At 48.3% G+C, this 23,709-nt stretch carries 17 protein-coding genes, 3 pseudogenes and 1 CRISPR repeat array; of the genes and pseudogenes, 9 read left to right on the top strand and 11 right to left on the bottom strand.

Annotated elements, in window-relative coordinates; translation table 11 throughout:
* Nucleotides 1-80 precede the first annotated feature (80 nt).
* A complete protein-coding gene (locus LINBF2_RS13175; RefSeq protein ID WP_281891467.1) occupies nucleotides 81-1,448 on the bottom strand; it encodes a tryptophanase in 1,368 nt (455 codons plus the stop codon).
* Between the two features lie 389 nt (nucleotides 1,449-1,837).
* On the opposite strand from LINBF2_RS13175, the pseudogene LINBF2_RS13170 reads away from it, so the two are divergent.
* Nucleotides 1,838-1,933: pseudogene (locus tag LINBF2_RS13170) on the top strand (transposase); the annotation flags it as partial.
* On the opposite strand, the pseudogene LINBF2_RS13165 reads toward LINBF2_RS13170, so the two are convergent.
* The 3 genes and pseudogenes from LINBF2_RS13165 to LINBF2_RS13155 form a co-directional block, all read right to left on the bottom strand.
* A pseudogene (locus LINBF2_RS13165) lies at nucleotides 1,931-2,203 on the bottom strand (HipA domain-containing protein); the annotation flags it as partial. The pseudogenes LINBF2_RS13170 and LINBF2_RS13165 overlap by 3 nt on opposite strands.
* 129 nt (nucleotides 2,204-2,332) lie before the next feature.
* Nucleotides 2,333-3,628 carry an NCS2 family permease gene (locus LINBF2_RS13160; protein WP_281891466.1) on the bottom strand — a complete coding sequence of 432 codons (1,296 nt, stop codon included), beginning with the start codon at nucleotides 3,626-3,628 and terminating at the stop codon, nucleotides 2,333-2,335.
* Nucleotides 3,629-3,765: 137 nt separating this feature from the next.
* Nucleotides 3,766-5,253, bottom strand: coding sequence for an NADH:flavin oxidoreductase (locus tag LINBF2_RS13155; protein ID WP_281891465.1), 1,488 nt, complete (start codon nucleotides 5,251-5,253; stop codon nucleotides 3,766-3,768).
* Between the two features lie 115 nt (nucleotides 5,254-5,368).
* Here LINBF2_RS13155 and LINBF2_RS13150 point away from each other — a divergent pair, with 115 nt between their 5' ends.
* From LINBF2_RS13150 to LINBF2_RS13140, 3 genes are read left to right on the top strand one after another with little or no spacing between them, the layout of a single operon-like run.
* Nucleotides 5,369-5,725 (top strand): hypothetical protein, encoded by a 357-nt coding sequence (locus tag LINBF2_RS13150; protein ID WP_281891464.1) that lies wholly within the window; start codon nucleotides 5,369-5,371, stop codon nucleotides 5,723-5,725.
* Nucleotides 5,726-6,103, top strand: a complete 378-nt coding sequence (locus tag LINBF2_RS13145) for a hypothetical protein (protein ID WP_281891463.1) — start codon at nucleotides 5,726-5,728, stop codon at nucleotides 6,101-6,103.
* A 31-nt stretch (nucleotides 6,104-6,134) separates the two neighbouring features.
* Complete coding sequence (locus LINBF2_RS13140) at nucleotides 6,135-6,455, top strand: hypothetical protein (protein WP_281891462.1); 321 nt, start codon at nucleotides 6,135-6,137, stop codon at nucleotides 6,453-6,455.
* Nucleotides 6,456-6,462: 7 nt separating this feature from the next.
* Here LINBF2_RS13140 and LINBF2_RS13135 read toward each other — a convergent pair whose 3' ends face one another.
* Nucleotides 6,463-8,307, bottom strand: a complete 1,845-nt coding sequence (locus LINBF2_RS13135; protein ID WP_281891461.1) for an ATP-binding protein — start codon at nucleotides 8,305-8,307, stop codon at nucleotides 6,463-6,465.
* 279 nt (nucleotides 8,308-8,586) lie between these two features.
* On the opposite strand from LINBF2_RS13135, the gene LINBF2_RS13130 reads away from it, so the two are divergent.
* From LINBF2_RS13130 to LINBF2_RS13115, 4 genes are all read left to right on the top strand, one after another.
* Nucleotides 8,587-9,612 (top strand): hypothetical protein, encoded by a 1,026-nt coding sequence (locus LINBF2_RS13130; protein WP_281891460.1) that lies wholly within the window; start codon nucleotides 8,587-8,589, stop codon nucleotides 9,610-9,612.
* Between the two features lie 362 nt (nucleotides 9,613-9,974).
* Nucleotides 9,975-10,616 carry a response regulator gene (locus LINBF2_RS13125; RefSeq protein ID WP_281891459.1) on the top strand — a complete coding sequence of 214 codons (642 nt, stop codon included), beginning with the start codon at nucleotides 9,975-9,977 and terminating at the stop codon, nucleotides 10,614-10,616.
* Between the two features lie 167 nt (nucleotides 10,617-10,783).
* On the top strand, nucleotides 10,784-11,014 hold the full coding sequence (locus LINBF2_RS13120) for an addiction module antitoxin (protein WP_108403049.1): 231 nt from the start codon (nucleotides 10,784-10,786) through the stop codon (nucleotides 11,012-11,014).
* Nucleotides 11,001-11,327: a type II toxin-antitoxin system PemK/MazF family toxin gene (locus LINBF2_RS13115; RefSeq protein ID WP_281891458.1), complete on the top strand. Its 327-nt coding sequence runs from the start codon at nucleotides 11,001-11,003 to the stop codon at nucleotides 11,325-11,327. The genes LINBF2_RS13120 and LINBF2_RS13115 overlap by 14 nt, the downstream gene beginning before the upstream one ends.
* A gap of 116 nt (nucleotides 11,328-11,443) precedes the next feature.
* Nucleotides 11,444-13,328: direct repeats of the CRISPR family, unit length 36 nt; unit sequence GTTCCGGCTAGAGCACATATCCCAATCGTCTAGACT.
* A gap of 68 nt (nucleotides 13,329-13,396) precedes the next feature.
* Here the strand turns inward: LINBF2_RS13115 and cas2 are convergent.
* Genes cas2 through cas9 form a run of 3 tightly spaced genes read right to left on the bottom strand, consistent with a single transcriptional unit; the run spans nucleotide 13,397 to nucleotide 17,708 of the window.
* Complete coding sequence (cas2, locus tag LINBF2_RS13110) at nucleotides 13,397-13,723, bottom strand: CRISPR-associated endonuclease Cas2 (RefSeq protein WP_281891457.1); 327 nt, start codon at nucleotides 13,721-13,723, stop codon at nucleotides 13,397-13,399.
* An 8-nt stretch (nucleotides 13,724-13,731) separates the two neighbouring features.
* Nucleotides 13,732-14,658 carry a type II CRISPR-associated endonuclease Cas1 gene (gene cas1 / locus LINBF2_RS13105; protein ID WP_281891456.1) on the bottom strand — a complete coding sequence of 309 codons (927 nt, stop codon included), beginning with the start codon at nucleotides 14,656-14,658 and terminating at the stop codon, nucleotides 13,732-13,734.
* A gap of 2 nt (nucleotides 14,659-14,660) precedes the next feature.
* Nucleotides 14,661-17,708 carry a type II CRISPR RNA-guided endonuclease Cas9 gene (cas9, locus tag LINBF2_RS13100; RefSeq protein WP_281891455.1) on the bottom strand — a complete coding sequence of 1,016 codons (3,048 nt, stop codon included), beginning with the start codon at nucleotides 17,706-17,708 and terminating at the stop codon, nucleotides 14,661-14,663.
* Nucleotides 17,709-18,119: 411 nt separating this feature from the next.
* Here cas9 and LINBF2_RS13095 point away from each other — a divergent pair.
* Nucleotides 18,120-18,254, top strand: a pseudogene (locus LINBF2_RS13095) (integrase core domain-containing protein); the annotation flags it as partial.
* A 143-nt stretch (nucleotides 18,255-18,397) separates the two neighbouring features.
* Here LINBF2_RS13095 and guaD read toward each other — a convergent pair.
* The 3 genes from guaD to xdhA are packed head-to-tail and all read right to left on the bottom strand — an operon-like array spanning nucleotide 18,398 to nucleotide 23,514.
* Complete coding sequence (gene guaD, locus LINBF2_RS13090; protein ID WP_281891454.1) at nucleotides 18,398-19,747, bottom strand: guanine deaminase; 1,350 nt, start codon at nucleotides 19,745-19,747, stop codon at nucleotides 18,398-18,400.
* Between the two features lie 3 nt (nucleotides 19,748-19,750).
* The gene (xdhB, locus tag LINBF2_RS13085) at nucleotides 19,751-22,051 is read right to left on the bottom strand and encodes a xanthine dehydrogenase molybdopterin binding subunit (RefSeq protein ID WP_281891453.1); all 2,301 of its coding nucleotides are present in this window, start codon (nucleotides 22,049-22,051) and stop codon (nucleotides 19,751-19,753) included.
* Nucleotides 22,048-23,514 (bottom strand): xanthine dehydrogenase small subunit, encoded by a 1,467-nt coding sequence (xdhA, locus tag LINBF2_RS13080; RefSeq protein WP_281891452.1) that lies wholly within the window; start codon nucleotides 23,512-23,514, stop codon nucleotides 22,048-22,050. Before xdhA ends, xdhB begins: the two co-directional genes overlap by 4 nt.
* Nucleotides 23,515-23,709: the final 195 nt, after the last annotated feature.

Genomic DNA, 23,709 nt, shown 5'->3' with positions numbered 1-23,709 from the left:
CATCCCTGCAATCGGCCCTTTTACCGCCCTTCCAAAGATGCCCAAATGTCAGCATTTTTTGACCTGTTGGCGATCACGCCCTAAGAAAGACGTTCGAATTTGCACGTGAAATGTCGCATCAACCGTGGCTCCCTCGTGATCTTGTAGCCACGAAGATGTTCTTTGACTTTGCTAATCTCCTCAAACACTTCAACAACGTAATCGGCGTGCGATTGCGTGTATGTCCTTCTAGGGAAAGCAAGTCGCACCAGATCCATACTCCCTGGGATCTCTGTTCCGTCAGGCTGACGTCCAAACATTACTGTCCCAATCTCGCAACCTCGAATACCACCCTCCTCGTATAACGCAACGGCTAACGACTGCCCTGGGTACTCGAGAGGTGGGATATGTGAAAGCCAATTACGCGCATCAACAAAGACTGCGTGCCCCCCTGCAGGCTTGACGACAGGCACTCCTAGCTTGGATAAGCGCTCAACAATGTAACTGTTAGTTCGAATCCGATACCGCAAATAATCCTCATCAACAATTTCACTCAAGCCTTGCGCTAGAGCTTCAAGATCCCTCCCCGCCAATCCACCATATGTGGGGAAACCTTCGGACCGGATCAGTTGGTTACGTGCCTGCTCGGCTAAGTCATCATCATTCAATGCCAGCCAGCCTCCAATGTTGCCAAATGCATCCTTTTTGGCGCTCATCGTCATCACATCAGCTTCTACAAAACAGTCTCTCACAATGTCCGGAATACTCCGATCTTTTTGTCCTTGTTCGCGCTCTTTGATAAACCATGCATTCTCGGCAAACCGGCATCCATCAATCACAAAAGGCTTGCCGTACTTTCTAGCCAGGGCCGCCGTTCCTCGGATGTTGGCCAAGCTAACGGGCTGTCCACCTCCAGCATTGTTTGTGATTGTGATCATCACACACGGCACAGTTTTTCCGTACTGCTCCAAGTACTTGTCTAGGCGATACAGGTCCATATTGCCTTTGAATGGATGCTCGTTCGATGGATCTAATCCCTCTGCAATCACTAGATCATGACCTACCGCACCCGAAGCCTCTATATTGCCCCTAGTCGTGTCAAAGTGAGTGTTGTTAGGAATATTTTTTCCTGAGCCACCAAAAATCGAAAACAGAATTGCCTCCGCTGCTCGACCTTGATGCGTGGGGATTACATGTTTAAAAGGCATTAGATTTTTAACCGCTTTCTCGAAGCGATAAAAAGACGGTGACCCAGCATAACTTTCATCCCCCCTCATGACAGCCGCCCACTGCGCAGCACTCATAGCACCAGTACCACTATCCGTCAACAAATCTATCAATACATCTTCTGAATGCAAGCCGAACAAGTTGTAATGCGCGCAAGCCAGCTTCTCTTTACGCTCTTGGCGCGACAACATGCGAATGGGCTCAATAGACTTGATACGAAATGGCTCAATAATCGTTTTCATGGGAATAACTCCTCTCAAGCCCCCCATCTGATCGCAGCAACGTAATGCGAAGGAGGCCAGCGTCGCGGTTGCCCAAAAGACCGCGCCCGACGCACATTCGTTGCATTACAATTATAAGTAACTATTTATTTACTTATAATAGGGACTTTTGTATTTATTTTAACCGTTAATGAGATAACTGAAAATTCGCACCCTACCTTATGTGGATCGGCTATTGGTTAAAAATTCTGCATTCACCAGTTCTGACAGCCCACGAGCCCATTCCACATTGAGCCCGAACGTGCCTACGTTCCAACTTGGGCCGTACTCGTGTCAGCTTATGCGCCCCTTTGGACTTCCCACGGTGCAGTAGACAGCTCGGACCTATGATTTCTTCATAGGAGCAGACCATGTCACCACCACGCTTTACCCCTGAATTTAAAGACGAAGCAGTTCGTCAAATCACCGAACGAGGCTATTCAGTCGCTGAAGTATCAGCAAGGCTTAACGATACGAATCGCATCCTCTTTTTCGATCAAAAACGAGGGTGCTGCGGCAATGCAAGTAGCTAACTGACTGCTGCGATCACGCTTGTGTATGAGCATGGCTTGCGAAGCCTGCTGACCTGCGCGTAATTGCCGGCATATGTCATAGGCGGGCGTCAAAGTCAACTGATTGCCATCCCGAAACGCTGCGTGATTTCGTGCATGATCATCGGTATTGCCACACAGTACGTTGAGGACCATACGAGAGAACAGCTCGCGCAATGTGGCCTTTGAATTAGCAAAACATCTTCCCCATCGCCGAGCGCAAATGCACAGTTGCAGCGTCCAGACCTTCTTTGGTAAACAAACCTGCGACAACGGGTTCTGCTGCATCAGGCAACCTTTTCTGACAGGGTCGCTTCAATGACCGCCCAAGAAAATGAATCGTGTCATAAACAAGATTGCTATCAACCATGCTGCCGGATGAACATCTCTCCATTGCCCTGTAAATAGCTTCAATGTTGTGTAAGAAATAAACCCGAAGGCCAAACCATTCGCGATCGAAAACGTAAAAGGCATCGCAAATACGGTCAAAGCGGCAGGTATCGCCTCAGTAACGTCCTCCCATTTCACATGAGATAACTCAGACAACATCAACCCAGCAACATAGACCAATGCGGGCGCCGTTGCATACGCGGGCACTACCGTAATCACCGGGGCGAAGAACAAAGCACACAAGAAAAGAACACCAATCGTTAACGCAGTCAATCCTGTTCTTCCACCCGCTTGAATGCCTGCGAGACTCTCTATGTATGCAGTTGTGCTGCTTGTCCCCAATGCAGAACCACCCAAAATAGCGACACTATCTGCACTCAAGGCCCTGTTAATACCATTGGTTCTACTTAGAAGCCCAGCGCGTCTGGCCACCCCAGTTAAAACACCAGTGGCATCAAATATCTCTACCAGAACGAACACCAAAACCACATTGAAGATACCTTTACTCCATGCTTGGGCGACATCCAATTGCATAAAGGTAGGAGCAATACTTGGCGGCAGCGAGGTGAACTCGTAAGGCATCTGCACATTAGGATCGAAACCCACACCTAAAGCAGTTACCGCCAGAATGCCAAGCAAGATCGAGCCCCGAATCTTGAAGTAATCCAAAGAAACGATCGTAAAAAATCCAATCACGGCAAATAGTACAGACTTATCGTGCAAATCACCCATCGCCACGAACGTTGCGTCATTTTTGACAACAACACCTGCGCTTTTGAGTGCAATCAGTCCGAGAAATAAGCCAATGCCCGCTGGAATTGCAACCTGTAAAGATTCCGGAATCGCCTCGACAATCCAACGCCGTACCCCCGTCAACGTTAGCAAGACAAAAATACAACCAGATATAAAGACTGCGCCTAAAGCTGCCTGCCAAGTCCAGCCCATCCCCTGCACCACGGTGAACGCGAAAAAGGCATTAAGTCCCATTCCTGGCGCCATCCCAACAGGCCAATTCGCCCAAAAGGCCATTACGAAACAGCCAAAAGCCGCTGCTAAACATGTACTGACAATCACGGCCCCTTTATCCATCCCCGTCGTACTCAGAATGTTTGGATTGACGAACACTATGTACGCCATCGCCAGAAACGTTGTTAACCCCGCAACTACCTCCGTTTGTACGGTTGTGTTGTGCTCCCTCAATGAGAAGAGTTTTTGAAACATCTTGAGCCTTGGTAAGTTTAAAAAAATAGAAGAACGTTTTTGGCGGCCCCGCACTACATACAAAAGCAGATCCGAGACAGCCGCAAATAAAATCTACCACCTTAGGATTTTATATAGACGTTATAGATTACAAATATCTATTTCATTAAGTGTTTACCATTATCTTCAGACTTGTTGCACGCTTCGCTTTCTGGCACTAGGCGACGTCTCCCGTCCGGAGTTTTCGCAACCCCTGGCAAATGCAAATCTTCACGGTCCCACAGCTCACATGTCACCATTTCATGCCTAGCATCTAATGCTTCGCAGTAATTTGAATAACGGCACAAACGGACCTGCTCACCCCTACCCATTCGTACTTTTTCCGGCCAATCTGGATCTGCAAGGCTTTGTCTCGCCATGCCAATAAGATCTGCGCTGCCATTGCGAAGTAGCTCCTCGGCAACGGAAAAATCGTAAATCCCACCTGCAACCACCACTGGCACTTGCAGATTCTCTGCACGCAACCGTTGCCTGATTCTTTTTGTCGGCGCAACGTTCCTGCCAAAAGGGCCTTGTTCGTCCGAGATGTACTGAGGCATGCACTCGTATCCAGATGGTCCTGTATACGGGTAAGCGGCATGCTTAACTTTCGGCTGCTGTGCGTCTTCGAATTTTCCACCTCGGGAAAAAGACAAAAAATCCATTCCAGCTCGCGACAATTCAAGTGCATAAAACTCTGCATCTTCTTGCCCTGCACCACCAGCAATGATTTCTTCCGTCAACAGACGACACCCGACCGCAAAGCTCGGTTCAACACACGCTCTTACCGCACGAAATACATCCAACGGCAATCTGACTCTGTCCTCCCGTGATCCGCCCCACTTATCTTGCCGAGTATTCAAGGTCGATAGGAAAGATGCCATGGTGTACGCATGCGCGTAATGCAATTCGACACCATCAAACCCAGCGTCTTGGGCCCTCTTCGCTGCTTGAGCAAAAAGCGATGGCAACTGCTCTGGTAATTCTCGAATGTGTTGAAGATGCACGTCCGTGACACGCTCCCTAAATCCCATCTTCAAATTTTCCAACTCGCGCGCTTCTAACACCTGCGTCAACTGATCTTCTGTTAGCTTTGAAAGCGCAGTTCTCACCTGTAAATCATCTGTCCCAGGTAGATTCAACTTCTCCCGATGTCGTTCAGTAATCGCTAAATATCGGAAGAAGAAATCTTTGGGATCCGGGCGACGCTTCATCGCCAGAAAATCAATGAGTTGAATAATTGCCCGCGTTCGTCCCCCACTGGCCTCATGTATCACACGAGCGATTTCACCCAGCCCTTGCACGAATTTGTCATCGCTGATACGCAATAAAGCACCAGACGGAACATCACGTATCCCCGTTGCCTCCACCACGATTACGCCCGGGGCTCCTTGCGCAAATCTTCGATACCAGTCGATGTTCGCGGAAGTAACTGAACCGTCTAATGCCGCTCGCCATGGAACCATGGCAGGCACCCAGACTCTTGAGTCCAGATGTAATGGACCAACACGCATGGGCTCGAAAAGCATTGCGGCCTTCGCTTGCGCCTCATTTGGCCACCCCCCCGGCTCTGTCTTCCACCTGATGCGTTGCACTGGCTTCCACATTTCTCACTCCTTTAAATACATACCAATGTACGTATAGTTAATCCGAAATTAGTTTTATGCCTACTTTAGAATCATTATGTTATGATTTTGTGTACTCAGGTGTTACAATTTATAGATGAAAACCAGAGCAGTTCTGATCAGACTAGATGAACGAACCCATGCCGCCCTAAGCCAGGTAGCAAAACAGCTTGGCATTTCGCGCGCAGAAATGCTGCGAACCTTTTTAAATCAAGGTTTAGCTGGCTACGACCGTAGGCATGAAGAAGTCGTAGACCGAATCAACTCACTAGAAAAAACTGTTTTCCACTCAAATGAGCTTGCTGAAGTCACTGCTGCCATGGTTGCGGCTCTTGATCACAAGCGCAGTGTCGAAACAAAAGTGATCTCTTTCAATCTAGAACAAGGAATTTCACTTGTAGCAACGGGCCTCTTTGCCCAAAGACAACGCATTAATTGTCAAGGAGTTAAGTAAATGTTTATTTATAACCATCCGTCAGTTGCCGCTCAGAAAGCAGCTCTCGCACCCGGTTTGTATCAAGGATGTGCCGCCCTCTATGCGGATGAATCTTCAAATCGCACTGTGCTCATGGCCGAATACCGAGCATCAAGTGAGCGTTCCATTTGCGCTGTCGAGCTCATCCTTTACAACAGCGTGGGCGATATTGAGTATCGGAACTTCGTCAGACTTACCAATGGCTATTGGCGTAATAACCATGGCGAGATTAATCAAGAGCTGTCCGACTTCCTACCAGAGGACATAGAGAATTTCCGTGTTTTTAAGAACATGAAGCTCATTCCACAATTGATCGGCACACCAATCCATCCTCAGAAATCAGCCTACCTTCATTAGGCCCGCGCGAAACATGCCTAAACAATCCGCCATGACTAATGCTGTCATTATTACGAATGAAATGCGCAAGAAGGCTATTGAATTAATGCCCGCCGCCCAATCTTCTGCAGAAGCAGAAGAAATTCGCTATTCCTTTTTCAAAGCCTCCCAAGCTTGGCTAAGAGTACAAGGCTGCAAATCATTTTCTGAAGCTAAGATGACTGCAAAAAAAGCACAGAAAAGGCTAAAGTCTTTATTTATGATTGCCCAGGGAGTGGTCGCAGAAGACGGCCACATAATCACCGTCGATTGCTGGGAAGAAATCTTGGAACACTTCAACCAAGACTTCACATGCAAGAGTCCACATCATTAGAACTACATCAGTGAATTTCTTTCAGATCTTTGGGCATTCCAAACTGTGTAATCGTCTGCACAAGTAAACCAAGATCTATAGGCTTAGGCAAGACGCCTTGCATGTGAACACGATTACACTCATGCAACGCTTCATTAGCCAAATTAGCAGTTAAAGCAACGACATTGACATCTGAATAAGGAGCGGCCTCCTTACGAATGATCTCAACAACTTCCGTCCCTGTTAAATCAGGCATGATCAGGTCCATTAGTACTAAATCGAAGAGTTCTGAGCGCATCTTCGTCAACGCTTCTGTTCCATTTTTTGCTTCTGTAATAGTTGCATTAGGGAAGAACTTTTTAACTAGGTTGCTTACTACCATTCGGTTCATTTGGTGATCATCCACAACCAGAAGATTTATTTCAATTGGATTCGCGCTGGGCTCAGACTTATCACGCAGAGAGTTTGGCGCCTGCTCAACATGAACCGGCAAACACACACGAAACGCCGAACCCTCTCCCTTCTTACTTTGGACGTCTATCACCCCACCTTGCAATAGAACAAGACTTCTTGTAATCGAGAGACCAAGTCCGTTACCCCTTAATGAATAATCGGACTCAATATGGTCCTGTTCTTTGATTTGAACAAATGGTTCAAATACTTTTCCGATCTGATGCTCAGAGATCCCGATTCCAGTATCCGAGACCACGATCTCAAACGTAACGTCATTGCTGTGCTTCACATCAACAGCCGAAAAGACACGAATCTCCGTTCTCACACCACCCTGATTCGTGAACTTCACCGCATTCCCAAGCAAATTAAGGAGAATTTGAGTTAACCGATGAGGATCCAACTTAACATATTGAGGGATCTCGCCTATGAATTCAAGGCTGTACTTCAGATCTTTCTCGGCTGCTCGGCTTTGTAAAGCCGCATGTATTTGATACACGGTTTGCTTTAGATGGACCACCTGAGGAGCAAGTACCAATCGGCCTTGCTGCATTTGGGAGAAATCTAATAGGTCATTAATAACAGTTAGTAAATGTGATGAGGAGTTCTTCGCGTGTTTGACAAATCCGTAGACCTCAGATGGCAAATGATCTGTTCTCTCAATAATATTGAGAAACCCGAATACTGCGTTCAACGGTGTACGCATCTCATGACTAACAGTCGCAAGAAATGTATCTTTATGGGAACTTGCTATTTCCAATTTTCTAGAGAGCGCTTGTAGAGCCTCATTTTTCTTTGTGATTTGCTGAAACATCGTCCAGCTTGCCGTGTCATACGTACTTACTAAGATCATTTGAGTAAGACTCAGCATTCCTATCATTAATGTGCTCAAATATAAATCATCAATCGTATCTCCCAACCTCATCGGGATATGGCCGTTTGTCTGCAATTGCAACATACCCAAGACAATTGCAATAGAGCCTACTAGCCACCCATAACCCCACTCCCTAGACATAAGAAAAATAGGGAGAATTGGAACTAGCCCCATCCATACCATGACTGATGATGTAACACCGCCCAGATAATAGGCATTATAGAGAATAACTCCTAATAACGAACCTTGATAAATAAGATGCACCAGAACAAGCGAACTGCCACGCTTCCACATAATCATACTAATGAAGATGAAAAAGGAACATATAAAGGCGGAAATTGATGAACGCTCTTGGTTAATCACCCAAAGAACAGGGCCAATGAAAAACAACAAAAAGAATAATGCCGAACTCGAAAAACAAAGGAAAAAAATATTCTCCTTCGTCCTCAGTTTCCGAGGGACCGACGTATAAAACAAATACAAGAAAGTTCTTTGTAATTTCAACAACCGACTAGGGTAGTTTGTTTCTTCGGTAGCAGAGAATTTCATATCCAAGACACCCCTTTAGTCATCGATTCTATGCCTACCAGACACTATCAGTTGTTCGATTTGACTTCTGCTGAATGGCATCAAACAGATCAGACACCGTGTCAAGGCACTTTAATGAGCAACTCCATGGGCCCTAAAGTAATTCTAATATATTTTTTGAAAACCCTTTTATGATGTTTTTGTGTTAATATTAGGTGAGCTACATCAAGTGATGTACTCCCCTTTCTCTGCATGTGTGGTTGAGCACCATCACTTCCGTCTATCTCCACAAGGCTCCTCATGAAAAATATTGCGCAATTGACAGTCATAGCTACGTCAATAGCATTCCTTATCGGCTGTGGCGGGGGCGGCCAGACGAGTGCCGAGGCTACTGGAATCAATGCCATATCAGCACTGCAAGTAGGAGCCGTTTCCGCACTAATCTCACCCACTAGACTAGCTCAAGTAACCACTCTTGTTGGCGGCGCTGAATCTGAGAATCCAAACCCAATCGGATTGGCAACAGACAATTCGGGAAATCTGTACGTTGCGCAATGGCGCGATGATCAGCCAGATGCGGACAATCATGTAGTTTCTAATTACTACGATACTATCCGGAGAATTGATACTAATAATCAAGAAACCGCATTTGCGGCTGGGTTCTCCGCACCAGTAGGCCTTGCACTTGATAAGAATTCAAATTTGTACGTTGCTTCAACTGATGACACCGTAGTTTATAGAATTCCACTTAGTACCAAAATCAAATCTCCCCTCGTCGACATTCCAAATGCGACCCCAAATGCCATCTATTTCGATGGGAACACCGGCGCACTTTATGTCGCCGATTTCTTTGGATCTCTGTACATCATCTCTGGTGGTGTAACTCAAACAATTGCCTTCCCAAGCGACAGCCGTCCGCAAGGTATTGCTCTTGATAGCCATGGCAATATTCTTGTCACAGATTACAACTTAAACAAAATTTGGAAGATCACCAAGTCTGGTTCCAATTTCCTTGTTACTAGTCTCACAATTTCACTGAATGGGCAAGCAAATCTGAACCAACCTTTCGGAATCATCACAGACAAGAATGACAATATTTTTGTAGCTGACCAGGGAAACCATGTCATTCGCAAAATCACCCCAACTGGCAATATATCTACATTGGCCGGTGTCATTGGCGCACCTGGAACGTCTGATGGCGATGGCAGTAGTGCGCGCTTCAACCTCCCATCAGGTTTAGCAATTGACTCTTTTGGCTATTTGTATGTATCAGATTACGGCAGTCATAAGGTTCGCAAAGTCCTCGTTTCCGCACCCCTGAATTAGCAAGCGCGATGATGGCCGAGTTACCGCTCAAGCCAGAAGATATGATCTATATAAACACCTACTCAGCTTTCAGCATCTGAATCATGAGCATTGTTGAGCTCCACCACATTGCGACTTCTTCAATAAGTTAGGCATTCGTCTGAGGCAGAACGACGACACGTTGCTGCTAGCACACAGCTCGGTATCAACGCTATTAGGCATTTTCAGATCACATAACGAAATTGGGTTTGCTCACGTGAATGCCAACATTGCAAAGGCAATTCTCGCGCTTGTGTTGGAAATGTCAAAAAATAGCCATAAATGACTCATAAATCTATGGGTTAAGAATACAATATTGGCAGTCCATACTTCAAAGAAAGCATATGAAAGAACATTCGCTAAGTGAATCACATGACGACTATTGCGGTACAAGTTATGCTTCTAATCTACTCGACTTGTCCGTCGGGACTGTTCAGGCACTCGTAGAGAAGAATGAGCTGGTCGCTTGGAAAACACAAGGCGGTCATCGACGAATCTCCCTAGCATCAATTCGTAAATACCAACTCCAACACAACTTACCCTCAACGTCATCTATGAATCCCCATCGCGGCATGATGCGCATACTCATCATTGATGACGACGAAACAACTCGGTTGATGCTTAAGGCCTCATTTGAACAATGGGGTATGGTAGTCGATGCACTTCTTTACGAGTCAGCCGTAGATGCATTGCTAGATTTAACAAGCTGGAAGCCGCACGTCATACTCACAGATTTACGGATGCCTCATATGAATGGCTTCGAATTTCTGAAGTCACTGAGTAAGCACGGACTTTATCGAGACATAGCGGTTGTCGCAATGAGCGGCTTAAGCCACGATGAAGTTATCGCAGAAGGTGGTCTCCCTGACGGTGTTCAATATATGAGAAAACCTGTCGACATGGAATGGCTACGTGGTTTTCTTGACGCGGTCCTAATCCTTCAGAAAATCAATCAGCGTCCACTTTGCCCCCTACGTTCCGGCTAGAGCACATATCCCAATCTTCTAGACTAATTAGGGATCGCTGTAGATAACGGAATTTAAAGCACGTCTAACCCGCTGAGGCTCTTGGAAGCGAGCGCAGTGATATAGGCTTGCTTTTTTTGGGCATCTGAGCCTACAATGTATACGTATAACGTATTCAAGGAGCAATAATGCACAAGAAGATGACGATCACGCTGGATGAGGCGGTCTACGAAGGGCTGTGGCGCACCATTGGCAAGCGGAAGATGAGCCAATTCATCGAAGACTTGTTGCGCCCTCACGTCCTGGGCAAGTCACTGGATGACGGATACAAGGCCATGGCCCAAGACCAGGCCCGTGAAGCCGAAGCTATGGAATGGACCAACGCGCTCGCTAAGGACATGGCCAATGAAGCGCGGTGAAGTCTGGTGGGTTGAGTTTGATCCATCGGTGGGCACGGAAATCAAGAAGACCCGCCCAGCGGTCATCGTCAGCAACGATGCCGCAAATCGAAACCTGGCCAGAGTGGTGGTGGTGCCACTGACAAGCAACACAGGCAAGACCTACCCAGGCGAAGCTGTTGTGGCCATTGCAGGGCAAGCCAGCAAAGCCATGGCGGACCAAATCATGGCAGCAGACAAAGCCAGGCTAAAAAACCAATTGGGAAGCCTGGTAAAGGCCGATCTGCTGGCCGTCGAAGACGCAATCAAGGTGCATCTCGGCTTGCCGAGATAAAAAGGAGGCCTCAAGATTAGCGGCGAAGAGCCGAATTGGTGCTGAAATTTGAGCCTAAGATAATTCAGATTATCTTAGGTAGATCGGCTGAAATCTTCGTAGGTTTTCGCTTGGCGGTTCCGGCTAGAGCACATATCCCAATCGTCTAGACTAATAGCCTGACGCTCTTGTGCGACTGTCAAGTTCCGGCTAGAGCACATATCCCAATCGTCTAGACTTCTCTGGCATGACAACCCAAGCAAGTACCAGTTCCGGCTAGAGCACATATCCCAATCGTCTAGACTGCTTTTGGCTCAGGTAAACGCGGGGCCTCTGTTCCGGCTAGAGCACATATCCCAATCGTCTAGACTAGCGTGGAGAGCATGGGCGACATATACCAAGTTCCGGCTAGAGCACATATCCCAATCGTCTAGACTTACATTGGAAAAACGCCGACCAAGTCAATTGTTCCGGCTAGAGCACATATCCCAATCGTCTAGACTGCTTTTGGCTCAGGTAAACGCGGAGCCCCTGTTCCGGCTAGAGCACATATCCCAATCGTCTAGACTGAAGCAGCTTCTCGGATGTGTGGAGACTGAGTTCCGGCTAGAGCACATATCCCAATCGTCTAGACTCCCTCGCGCTTCTTATCGCCTGGATTGCGCGTTCCGGCTAGAGCACATATCCCAATCGTCTAGACTAATTCACGCAAGCATGCAGCCGTAGACCGAGTTCCGGCTAGAGCACATATCCCAATCGTCTAGACTCGGTGTGCAATTGACTGCTAAGAAGCTGGCGTTCCGGCTAGAGCACATATCCCAATCGTCTAGACTGTCGTAGTCAATGACCAACTTGAGGCCAAGGTTCCGGCTAGAGCACATATCCCAATCGTCTAGACTTCTTTAACCATCACAGCAATGCGCTCTTGGAGTTCCGGCTAGAGCACATATCCCAATCGTCTAGACTCATCGACAATTGATGCTCGCTCTTCCTCCTGTTCCGGCTAGAGCACATATCCCAATCGTCTAGACTTGACCTAAGCAATGAAATCCGCCGCGACTAGTTCCGGCTAGAGCACATATCCCAATCGTCTAGACTCATCCCTCTTTTTAGGACGAATAATTTGCAGTTCCGGCTAGAGCACATATCCCAATCGTCTAGACTCGCAGTAGCCGGGGGAGTCTATGAGCTTTCGTTCCGGCTAGAGCACATATCCCAATCGTCTAGACTCGATGAGGCCATGCGCGAATTTGATTGGCAGTTCCGGCTAGAGCACATATCCCAATCGTCTAGACTCGTTGGTACGCGCGAGTACAACTCGTTCAAGTTCCGGCTAGAGCACATATCCCAATCGTCTAGACTGCGCGTGGATTTGTGAGGCACGTCAGACAGGTTCCGGCTAGAGCACATATCCCAATCGTCTAGACTACTCATGTCCTGAATGAGTTCTTTGACGTAGTTCCGGCTAGAGCACATATCCCAATCGTCTAGACTGGCCAACGCCTGTGTTAACCCAGCAATTGAGTTCCGGCTAGAGCACATATCCCAATCGTCTAGACTCGAAGCCCAAAATCCCTGCGGACATGGCTAGTTCCGGCTAGAGCACATATCCCAATCGTCTAGACTCGCGGCCTTTCATTTAAGAAACTCCAGTGAGTTCCGGCTAGAGCACATATCCCAATCGTCTAGACTCACCACAGTGTTGTTTTGACGACCGCTAAGGTTCCGGCTAGAGCACATATCCCAATCGTCTAGACTCACAACTTTTTCGTTTAGTAGCTTTATCAGGTTCCGGCTAGAGCACATATCCCAATCGTCTAGACTGGTGAACATGTCATAGAACATGTCGAGCTGGTTCCGGCTAGAGCACATATCCCAATCGTCTAGACTAAAAACGCGGCGTGGTCATCAACGCATTCTGTTCCGGCTAGAGCACATATCCCAATCGTCTAGACTACGGCCACTCACACTAGCGATGATTCGCAAGTTCCGGCTAGAGCACATATCCCAATCGTCTAGACTGTTCCAGCAAATAACCTCTTGTTTTACAAGGGTTATTTGCTTTTTGGCGTTCAAGAAAACCAGCTGATTCAAAACAAATCAAACTGATCTGGCGTCTTTTTCGCGGGCATGGCTTTGCGACCTTGAAAGCTAATGATTCGTTCGTACTGTTTATCGGTCATTTGCAAGATGTTCACTTGTCCTCCTAGCGGCAGCGCTTGTTCTACACGTTGGCAATAGGTTTGCACTTGCGTGTGGCTAGTGCAAAAGCGCATGTAAACACTCAGCTGGCTGCGCAGAAAACCCATGTCTAACAAATTGAGTCGGAATTCATTGGCTGCTTTGCGTTCAGGCTTGGTCATCACGGGTAAATCAAACATCACCAGCATCCACATCAGTCGATATCCGCTCAGCATGTTGTGAATTAATCGCGCATGTCCTGCACATGTGCTGCGGGCACACATGGGTGTGGCAGGTCAAGTACCGTGCGCTCGTTGGTCAGCACTTGCGCAAAAGATGTAGCCAGTTTTTGTATAGCCACCAGTACAGGTGTATTGCCCGTAGGCGTGGCAAGGTCAAGGTATAGGCTTTTGATCAAGGCACGTTTAGTCTCTGGGTTGATGTGACATGGTTGGTTATGTTGCAGTTGCCAAACGGTCCAATCGACTACAGGCCTAAATGGCTCCATCAAGTCATCCACCAATCGCATGGCATTGTTGTCATGGCTATGGTGCAGCCCAATGCTTGGGTGCAAACCTGCGGCCACTACTGCACGGGCCGTAGCGGCGCGCAGCACGGTGTAGCCATAGTTCAGCAGGGCATTGAGCCCGTCAGCTTCTTGATCGCGCCTAAACAAAGTACCAAATAGTAGACCCCAATATTTGCGTGCGCCTTGGGCCTCAAAGTTTTCAGGATCACCACTGCGTACGTTTTTTGCCAATTTTTTTAAAGGCGCAGCAGCTACGCCCGTGGCTTCTAGTAACGCTGCTTGTTGCAACAGTTTGGCCTTGACAAGGCTAGCCCACAAACGCTTTTTAGTAGGCAATGTGCAGGCAATTTGTCCATCAAACCGGTGGGCTTGAAGGTGGTGGCCATCTAAAGGCCACAACATGCCAACAGGTTTGTGATTAGCCGCGCACAGTACAAAAGGCACACCTCGTTCGGCCAGTGCTACCAGCAAGTTGTTGGTGTAGCTGATGCCGTGCGCGCTGGCTATCAGCGCTGCCATGTCGTCCAGTGCTACGCGGCCTATCTCTTGGCGGTCATCACCTGTGCTGTGCACCAGCATGAAGCCGCGATAGACCGACAGGTGTCTGCGGTCATCGGCAACTTCAACGATGCGGCCTTGCATGCTTAGCCTTGAAAGCCTGGGTCTTTGAGTTCGCCGATGGGTGAGATGCTGACGCGGCGGCCGGTTGCTTTTTGTAGTGATCCGGCCATTTTCGAAATGTAAGAAAACACATCCTCTTTGCTTCGATTTCGCGCATCTACATTAGCCTCATTGTGTGGGGCCATAAATATTTGACCATTTCCGCTGATCGTTGCGATGCGTCCAACATAGTTGCTTTTGTCTGGTGTGCTTAATTTCACAACGTCATCAATCAATAAACGCATGACGAGTGGTTTATTTCTGATGCTTAGGGTTGGATGACGTAGTTTCGATAAGCCGTGCTGTCGAACTATTTGATATGCCTCGAAGGTAGAAACAACCTCTCCTTCCCACTTACCTTTTTCGTTGCGCACAATTTCAATGCAGTAATTGCTGTCGCCTTTGTAGCCTTTGTAGGGTTTGGCTTCGCCAGTGGGTAAGACGCCATGACGTGCTGATGCTTTGGGTTCACTAAATGCAATGACTTTGAGTGAGCTTTCCTCCAAAGTGCGAACGCCATCCACCATTTTGTGTACGCGTACTTTGCCATTTGCACCTAAACCATAGGCTGTGTCGTTGTGCATGGCCCCCTCGTGGCCATGATCAGGCTTATGACTGACCCAAATGTGCTCGATGGCACGTTGTACATGCTCTCGGTAGGTAGGCCAAGGCATCGGCATGTTGTCTACCAGTTTGCCGAGTTGTTGTTGGCGTGCGCAGGCGCTTGCTTGTGCAAAGCGTTGCAGCATGCCTTGGTCGGTCACGGCAATGACGCATGCATCTACCGCGTGGTGTCTGTGGTCATTGCGGTTTTTCTCACCATCTAGGCCAAGTATGTTGTTCAGCCCAAACTTGCCACGCAGCATGGCGGTCAACTGGCCAGGCACAGCACGCGTGTCTTGAGGGCAGATAAGGCTCATGTATTCCTTGGCCACGCGGCTAAGGTGGCGCGTATCGTTCAGTGCGCGCGCTAAAAAGCCTTTGTCATCACGCAGCCACTGTGCGTAGCCGGTTTCGCTAAAGCGATAGCGTTTGTTTGTTGGCATCAGTTCTGCGCGTGCCAGCATGTCTTCTGTAGCCCAGCCTTGTTTAGCAAAGTCATCTTTGGCTTGCCAAGGGTTGCGGTTGCCTTTGATGCGGTTGGCTTGACGCATGGCCACTGTCTTGTTGCTTAGGCTGTCATCCAAGGTTGCTGAGAAAGGCAAGATGTGCTCAATTTCCACTTGGTCGCTAAACAGCATTTGCGCGCTAATTTGCACACCGCTGTAGGGGCAGCGTCGGTCGGCCACGTTGAAACTCAACTCTTCCCACAAAATCATTTTTTGAAGGTCAGCAGTTTTGACACGTTCAGCGCTGATGTGTAGCAGTGCTGTAATGTCTTCGCGCATACGTTGGTTGCGCTTTTGGTTAGCTGCTTGGCGCTGTTGTTCTTTTTTGCGTTGCTCTTGGCTTTGCTTCAAATCACGGGCCAGCTCAATGATGACTTCACTAGGGTGGCCGTAGCGTTTGAGCAAGGCGTTCACCACCGTGCGAATTTGATTCAGCCCAATGTGTACGGTGGGGTTGGCAATCTTGCCGTAACGCTTCTCTGGCGTGTCTTCGGGCTTGCCTGTTCCAAAGCCAACATGGCGCTGCAAGTATTCGCCGTAGTAGGGCAGGCTCGGTAGTATTTCGCCTGTGCGGGCATGGCTGATGTTGCTATGGTGGTCAAAGCCTGCAGCCAGCACAGCTTTATCATAGGTGATGACCTCGGCTTTGAGTGCAGGCAATATTTTTTGCAGTGCATTGGCGCAAAGGCTGCCGTAGCCTTCTGCTAAGTTGGTGTTTGCCACGCGTTCTGCTGTGGCCTCGTCGATGCCCGTGTTTTCTTGCAACCAACGCACCAGAGTGGCTTCGTTTTCTTCTTTGACAAGCTGCATCACGATGCGGTCTTGTTGATCTTCACTCAGCTCAAACCATGCAGGACCAAACAAATCTTTCTTGCTTAGCATTGCACTCGTGCTGTTGCCTTTGAGCTCTGTGCGTTCTTCATCTTCAAGGTTAAAGCCACCCGAAAACCCAATGAGTTTTTTGATCTGTGTGAATGTTCGCTTCGTATTGCCTTCAAGTGCTTGAATGATTTGGTTGCGTTGCTCTAGCGTGAGGGCTTGCTCACTCAGCCCTTCTTTCAACAAGCGCAGGTTATTGACTTCTTGGTAAATCCGAAAACGTTGTTGACTAGGCAAAGCTAACGGCGCACGCTCCTCTTCGGACATGAGCGTGCATCGGCCAGGCTTGACAGGTTTGAGTGGGCGTTGATGTAGCAAGCAGTCTTTGAGTTCAGCGCGTGCAATTTCGTTAAATAGCTTTGGGTTGAGTTCGGATTGCTTCTGCCATAGTGCATCAAACTCGTTTTCAATCATGGCTCGATCAATGTAGAGGTCGTAACGCATTTCTGTTTTGGTTTTGCCGTCTTCGCGGTGCACCATGTGTTGGCGATAGCGTGCGCGTACCGATAGACCTGACTGATGACGCATATTGAGCCATTCGCCCACGGTGCGGCATTGTGTTGCTTCCATTGCCTGCCGTAATTGGCTGATGGCAGTTTTTAATGCGCCGCTGTCGTTTTCTTCTTTGTCTATTTTGCGGTTGCTTTTAAAGCCACGTCTTTGGTTGATGTGAAAGAGCGCTCGCGCGAACTCGTCAGCTCTGAGCGCCTGGTCTAGACCCTTGGCGCGTAGTGCGAATGGGTCAGATCGTTCCAATAGTTTGCGATCTTCTTCGTCTTGCGGAAAGAAACCGTGAGTGATGAGTGTCTTCATCATGCGCGCTTTGCGCTTGAGCAATCTATCGCGGCGGCGGCGCATGGCACGAGCTTCGCGCCGTGTCACGGCAAGTGACGAACCGTCTTTTGGGTTGCGTCCGTCGCTAAAAATGCGAACACCAGCTTTGATGATGGCGCAGGGTTGGTTTTCTGCATTGAGCCTGACCATGGCCCAGCCAAGAGATGTGGAACCGAGGTCCAGAGCTAGCCTGTAGTGCATTTCATTCATATTCTTGTCCTTGTATTAATTAATGTTTTCTATTGTGCTATATTAGTCTCGTAGAAGTAGATTGGGATATGTGCTCTGGGCGCTAACAAGCTGAAGATTTCTTCCAGATGCATCAAATGAAAAGGCCGCTATATGCGGCCTTTTGTCTTAGGCGATCAAAATTAGCGGCATTCACACTTTTAGAGTGCGTAGTGCAGCCTGGTTGCGCAATTTAAAAGGTGGCGAGACGTCCCAGCCATACATACCAAGGCAGTAAGTCCGTTAATTCTGGCGTATTACGGATATGAAGACCACACAATTTGCCGATGAGCAATCCAAGAGTCACCTATCTTTATTAATCCTGGCGACCAGGATGGTCTCGATACCGCAGATGTTAGTTGTGATGAAGCAGATCTTGCTTAACCGCTAGCAGTACGAACAGACAACGGCCCTGAGTTCACGAGCCGAGCTTTTATGGCTTGGGCAACGGCGCATGGTGTGAGGCATATCTTGATTCAACCAGGACGCCCCATGCAAAACGGCTACATCGAGAGCTTCAATGGGAAGTTGCATCTACTAGGTGTGAGGACACGGAGATTGACTCTGTTGCATGTCGTAATAAAGTAGTTGGGCTCTAGCAGGAACAATGGTCTCTCAAAGTGCAGCTCCGTTCTACACAAAATCCATGACATATTCTTCAGAGATCATCTCTATATCTCTGGCCAATAGGCCTGCCCCACCTCTGCGCAATCATCGCCTTGGATAACCGTGCGACAGATCAGTCGATCATCACCTAAAACAATCATCGCGAACAACCATTCCTCTAAAGACTCGGCTTGAGTGGTCCGCCGTTTCAGCAACTCCGTTGCCGATGGATTTATAACAACGAAATCCGCTTCACACCCTGGCAATAAATTCCCAACAATGCCCTCCAATCCTAAGCATTGGGCTGCTCCTGCTGTGTGCATCCACCACAAGTCATGAGGGGACAAACTATGACTTCTTCGCCCAGAATCTTGGAGAGCTACGGTATAAGCCGCATGCATGGTGACAAATGGCGAGAAGCTTGTTCCCCCACCGACATCGCTCGCTAGACCATACTTCACACCCGCCTCGTCTGCACCCGCGAAATCGAAAAAACCACTACCAAGAAATAAGTTACTGGTAGGACTACAGGCAATTGACGCCCCAACGTCAGCCAATCGGACACGATCTTCCCCATCTATGTGCACACAGTGCGCATAAATAGCTCGTTGTCTCAACAAACCAGCTTGATCGTAGACATCTATGTAACTGCGCGCTTTTGGATAGAGCTCCTTTACCCATCGAATCTCGTCTTTGTTTTCAGCCGCGTGGGACTGTACCCACACATCCGGATATTGTTGCGCCAACTCCCCGCACCCGCGTAGTTGTCGTTCTGAACTAGTCGGCGCAAATCGAGGGGTGATGGCATATCCAAGCCGGTCTTTCTTATGCCACTTATCAATCAAGCTTTGGGTTTGTTGCAAGCTCTGAGCAGTATCTACATCTCGTAACCCATCCGGACTGAATCGGTTTTGCAAAACCTTCCCCGTAATCATTCGAAGTCTTCTCGCTTGAGCTTCTTGCATCAATGCGTCAACCGACTCAACATGTGAAGTCGCAAAACAAAGCGCTGTTGTTACTCCGTTTCTTTGCAATTCATCTAAGAAATATCGAGCAACCGAACTCGCGTAATCAATCTCAGAGAACCTCTTCTCATGCGGAAATGTGTACTGCTCCAACCAGGGAAGAAGCCCTTGTGCAGGCGATGCAATCACGTCCGTTTGAGAATAATGAACATGTAAATCAATAAAGCCAGGGGCTATGCAACGATCTGGCCAATGCGTCACACTCACATCGCAATACTTTTGTCGAACCTCTTGATAGGCGCCCAACGCTTCAATACGGACAACCCCATCGGCACCTTCAGCTGTTATCAATAGCCCATCTTGTAAGTACGAAAGCTCTTTCTTAGCTGCATCTGCAAACCACAACAAATTTGCGCGCCACCCTCTTTTCTTTTTGCGCTCAATATTCATCAGTTAGTCCACTTCTCTAACACGTGTAACCGCCTTGAGAACTCGCTCTGGCGTTGCGGGAGCATCTAACTCAACGGGCGTTGTCGAATCCCTAACCGACCCCACAGCATCTCTTAACGCTTCAAAAACACTTATCCCAAGCATAAAGGGCGGCTCCCCAACAGCCTTGCTACCACCGACGTTTGCCTCACGGTTCTCTTCCATCCACAAACTAACTGTCAATTCCTCTGGTACATCTGCTGCTGTCGGAATCTTGTAGGTACTCGCTCCTTGCGTTAAAAGCTTGCCGTCCTGATCCCACACCAACTCTTCGGTCGTTAACCATCCAACGCCTTGCAAAAACCCTCCCTCGATTTGCCCGATATCAATCTCTGGATGTATTGATCTCCCAACATCATGCAATATGTCTGTTCTAAGAAGCTTGTATTCCCCCGTTAGAAGATCAATTGCCACCTCACTGCATGCTGCTCCGTAAGAGAAATAGTAGAAAGGCCGCCCCGTCAATGTTTTCGGATCGTAGTTGATCTTCGGCGTCGCATAGAAACCATCACTCCACAGTTGCACCCGTTGCTTATAAGCAAATTGCACAGCCTCTTCGAAGCTGCGCTTGTGCCGTGGCGTTACGACCGAGTCATCAATAAAGGTGACCTCATCCGCAAAACATCCATCGTTTTTGGCAAGGCAATCTGCAATGTTCTTTTTAATCCGAAGCGCGGCATACTCTGCGGCTCTCCCATTCATATCTGTTCCACTAGAAGCAGCCGTTGCACTTGCATTGGCTACTTTGTCAGTATCACTTGCACTGATACGAACACGCTGCTCGGAGATCCCTAACGTTCGAGCCACCACCAGACAGACCTTCGTATGAAGACCTTGTCCCATTTCGGTTCCACCGTGATTCACCAAAACGCTGCCATCTGTAAACACACTCACCAAGGCACCCGCTTGATTAAATTGCGTCGCAGTGAAACTGATTCCAAACTTGACTGGCGTTAACGCCAATCCTTTCTTAAGACTTTCCGATTGAGCATTCCATTGTTTGATCTCCTCACGCCTTACCCGGTACTGGCAATCAGTCGCGAGTTGCGTGATTAGTGCTTCTAAGACGTTGTCTTCAATCTCCATTCCATAGGGCGTAATATTGCGCTCTTGAATTCCATAAAGATTTTGCAAGCGAACATCTAAGGCGTCCTTCTTCAGACACCGTGCGACATCTCCCATCACCGTCTCAATCAGAATCACCCCCTGCGGGCCCCCAAAGCCTCGAAATGCCGTATGGCTCTGTGTATTCATCTTGCAACGATGTGATGTCACCTTGACTGCAGGTAACCAATATGCGTTATCTGTATGGAAGATTGCCCGATCTGCAACTGGGCCACTCAGATCTGCGCTATGCCCACAATGCGCCATCTGCAATGATTCGAATGCCTTAACTCGACCATCGGCATCAAAACCCACATGCCATTCGTGACTGAATGGATGACGTTTTCCTGTCACCAACATGTCATCTTTACGGTCTAAGCGTACTTTCACGGGCACTTTGAACTTGTTTGCGGCCAATGCTGCCCATACAGCCAAGTGTCCAGCTTGGGTCTCTTTTCCCCCAAACCCCCCACCCATGCGACGACAAATTACACGCACCTGATGCATCGGAATATCCAGCGCATGTGCAACCCAATGTTGCACCTCCCCTGGGTGCTGGGTGCTGGAATAAATCTCCCACCGTCCGTCTGCTTGAGCTATGGCGTATGCCACCTGACCCTCAAGATAGAAATGCTCTTGTCCTCCCACCTCTAATTTGCCAGATAGCTGATAAACACTCTCTTGCCACCCAGCATCAAGCGCCCCTCTTTCTAAATGAACACTTGGCAGTACGAAGCTTGACTGTGCACATGCTTGTCTTGCGTCCAAGGTGGGGGCCTTGGCATCGATTTGCATCGGTACTGAATTAGCCACTCGCGCCGCAACCTCTCGCCTTTTTGCCACCACCAGTCCTAGCACTTGACCGTGGTAGGCAATTTCGCTCTCTGCAAAGATATTTTCATCCGCCACATAAGTGGCTAATTTGCTGCTCCCTGGTATGTCGCTCCCAGTCACAACTCCCGAGACCCCTTCTTGCGACTGAGCCCATACCCAATCCACATGAGAAAGAGCTCCTGCGGCGCGTGAACTCAAAACAACAACTCCGTGCAATGTGCCCTCTATTAATGGCATGTCATCAACATAAGGAGCCGTCCCTTGGACATGTCCTACAGCACTCTCGTGAAAGTCACTACTCTTTAACAAAGTATCTATGCTGTTCATGACAAGTCCTCCAAACGTACCGCGCCTTGTTTCGTGCGCTCTAGGTATGCCCGCTCGAGCAAATTACCCAAGACTATTTGTCGATACTCACCACTCGCTCGTAAATCTGAAATTGGCACGAATTCATTCGCAATTTCAATTTGCGCTTCTTTCCAAACCGCATACTCGTCTTCTCGGCCTTGCAAAATGCACTCCGTTCTCATTGCACGAACAGGGGTTGCCGCCACGCCGCCAAGACCAATCCTTACGACATCTAGTCCTTGCTTATGCCCCTCTATACGAATGGCCATACACACTGCGGAAATATCGTCTTCGTGTCGCTTCGATACCTTGTACAAGCCCAACCACTCGCCTTCAGATGGCCGAGGAACCTTGATACAAACCAATACCTCATCAGGCCACATCACCGTCTTCTTGTAGCCCAGATAGAACTCGGACAAAGGCAACTCTCTAGACATTACCTTAGAGTTGCGCCACGCTTTCAACACCACTGTGGCATCTAAAGACAACAGCAGAGGCATGCTGTCGCCAATCGGTGAGCCATTTGCAATATTGCCGCCTAGCGTGCCCGATTGCCGTACAGGCCACCCAGCAAAACGTGCTGCGAACGCTTTAACGACAGGGCGCTCTTTCGCGAGTACATCAAAGGCCTTTTGCAACGACACGGCCGCACCTATACACAAATGATTGGCAGTAACTTTTATCGCACGCAACTCTTTGACACGATGCACATCAATAATGTGGGGCAGATGTTTCATACCCTGCTTTACCCATATGCCAACATCCGTAGCGCCGGCAATCAACTGAGCCTTCTGATGCTGGGCTCTCAGCTCTAATAATGTCGACAACTCCGTCGGCATCTCATAATTCATAACACTTTGCGCACAAGACCGAATCGTTATTAACTGATGAGCAATTTCTTTCTCATTCTCAAGTACCTTTGGATAGTCACGCATAGAAAATGCAGCATCAACGATAGATCGATAGCCCGTACAACGGCACAAATTTCCGGACAAGGCATCGATCACATGAGATTTCTGAAGCTCCTCACTCTGTGCACATGTACGTTGATACAGCGAAAATAAACTCATTACTACGCCAGGCGTACAAAATCCACACTGTGTCCCATGTCGCTGAACAATCGCAGCCTGTGCTGGATGAAGCATTCCCTCTTGAGCCAGATCGGCTGCCGTCCATAAGGCCATTCCATGAATAGCATGTGCAGGACGAATACAGCTGTTGATCGATCGAAAATCTAAATGCTCACCATCCACCGTATCCGCAATGACCACCGTACAGGCGCCACAATCACCCGCCGCACAGCCCTCTTTAGCATCGCATACGCGCAAATCCTCTCTCAAGAGATCTAGCAACATCCTGTCTGGCGGAACATTGTTTAACTCGATGATTTGCCCTCGCTTCCAGAACCGTAGAACACCTTCACGATTTGTGGTTTGTGACATGCTTTGCCTCGCGATTTTCATAAGAAGCCACCCAATAGACGGCCAGTATAGTAAACTTATTGAGTATTTGAAAGAATTTAACTAAATCAAAAAGCAACAGCTTGGCTCCTTGAGCAACAAAGAAACCCGAAACCCAGCCGCAACCGGGCCTTGCCAGTCCCCCTAATCGAACAATATTCTTACGATCTGTGTGCC

It is taken from the genome of Limnohabitans sp. TEGF004 (assembly GCF_027924965.1).
Lineage (GTDB): Bacteria > Pseudomonadota > Gammaproteobacteria > Burkholderiales > Burkholderiaceae_C > Limnohabitans.
Note: the sequence above shows the minus strand (reverse complement) of the source record. Positions and strands in the feature narration are given on the sequence as shown.

Coding starts and splice junctions, on each gene's coding strand:
- LINBF2_RS13120 (WP_108403049.1), top strand. CDS start 10,784: ATGCACAAGAAGATGACGATCACGCTGGATGAGGCGGTCTACGAAGGG.
- LINBF2_RS13145 (WP_281891463.1), top strand. CDS start 5,726: ATGTTTATTTATAACCATCCGTCAGTTGCCGCTCAGAAAGCAGCTCTC.
- LINBF2_RS13140 (WP_281891462.1), top strand. CDS start 6,135: ATGACTAATGCTGTCATTATTACGAATGAAATGCGCAAGAAGGCTATT.
- LINBF2_RS13125 (WP_281891459.1), top strand. CDS start 9,975: ATGAAAGAACATTCGCTAAGTGAATCACATGACGACTATTGCGGTACA.
- LINBF2_RS13160 (WP_281891466.1), bottom strand. CDS start 3,628: ATGTTTCAAAAACTCTTCTCATTGAGGGAGCACAACACAACCGTACAA.
- LINBF2_RS13150 (WP_281891464.1), top strand. CDS start 5,369: ATGAAAACCAGAGCAGTTCTGATCAGACTAGATGAACGAACCCATGCC.
- LINBF2_RS13135 (WP_281891461.1), bottom strand. CDS start 8,307: ATGAAATTCTCTGCTACCGAAGAAACAAACTACCCTAGTCGGTTGTTG.
- xdhA (WP_281891452.1), bottom strand. CDS start 23,514: ATGTCACAAACCACAAATCGTGAAGGTGTTCTACGGTTCTGGAAGCGA.
- LINBF2_RS13175 (WP_281891467.1), bottom strand. CDS start 1,448: ATGAAAACGATTATTGAGCCATTTCGTATCAAGTCTATTGAGCCCATT.
- cas2 (WP_281891457.1), bottom strand. CDS start 13,723: ATGCTGAGCGGATATCGACTGATGTGGATGCTGGTGATGTTTGATTTA.
- LINBF2_RS13115 (WP_281891458.1), top strand. CDS start 11,001: ATGAAGCGCGGTGAAGTCTGGTGGGTTGAGTTTGATCCATCGGTGGGC.
- cas9 (WP_281891455.1), bottom strand. CDS start 17,708: ATGAATGAAATGCACTACAGGCTAGCTCTGGACCTCGGTTCCACATCT.
- LINBF2_RS13155 (WP_281891465.1), bottom strand. CDS start 5,253: ATGTGGAAGCCAGTGCAACGCATCAGGTGGAAGACAGAGCCGGGGGGG.
- cas1 (WP_281891456.1), bottom strand. CDS start 14,658: ATGCAAGGCCGCATCGTTGAAGTTGCCGATGACCGCAGACACCTGTCG.
- LINBF2_RS13130 (WP_281891460.1), top strand. CDS start 8,587: ATGAAAAATATTGCGCAATTGACAGTCATAGCTACGTCAATAGCATTC.
- guaD (WP_281891454.1), bottom strand. CDS start 19,747: ATGAATATTGAGCGCAAAAAGAAAAGAGGGTGGCGCGCAAATTTGTTG.
- xdhB (WP_281891453.1), bottom strand. CDS start 22,051: ATGAACAGCATAGATACTTTGTTAAAGAGTAGTGACTTTCACGAGAGT.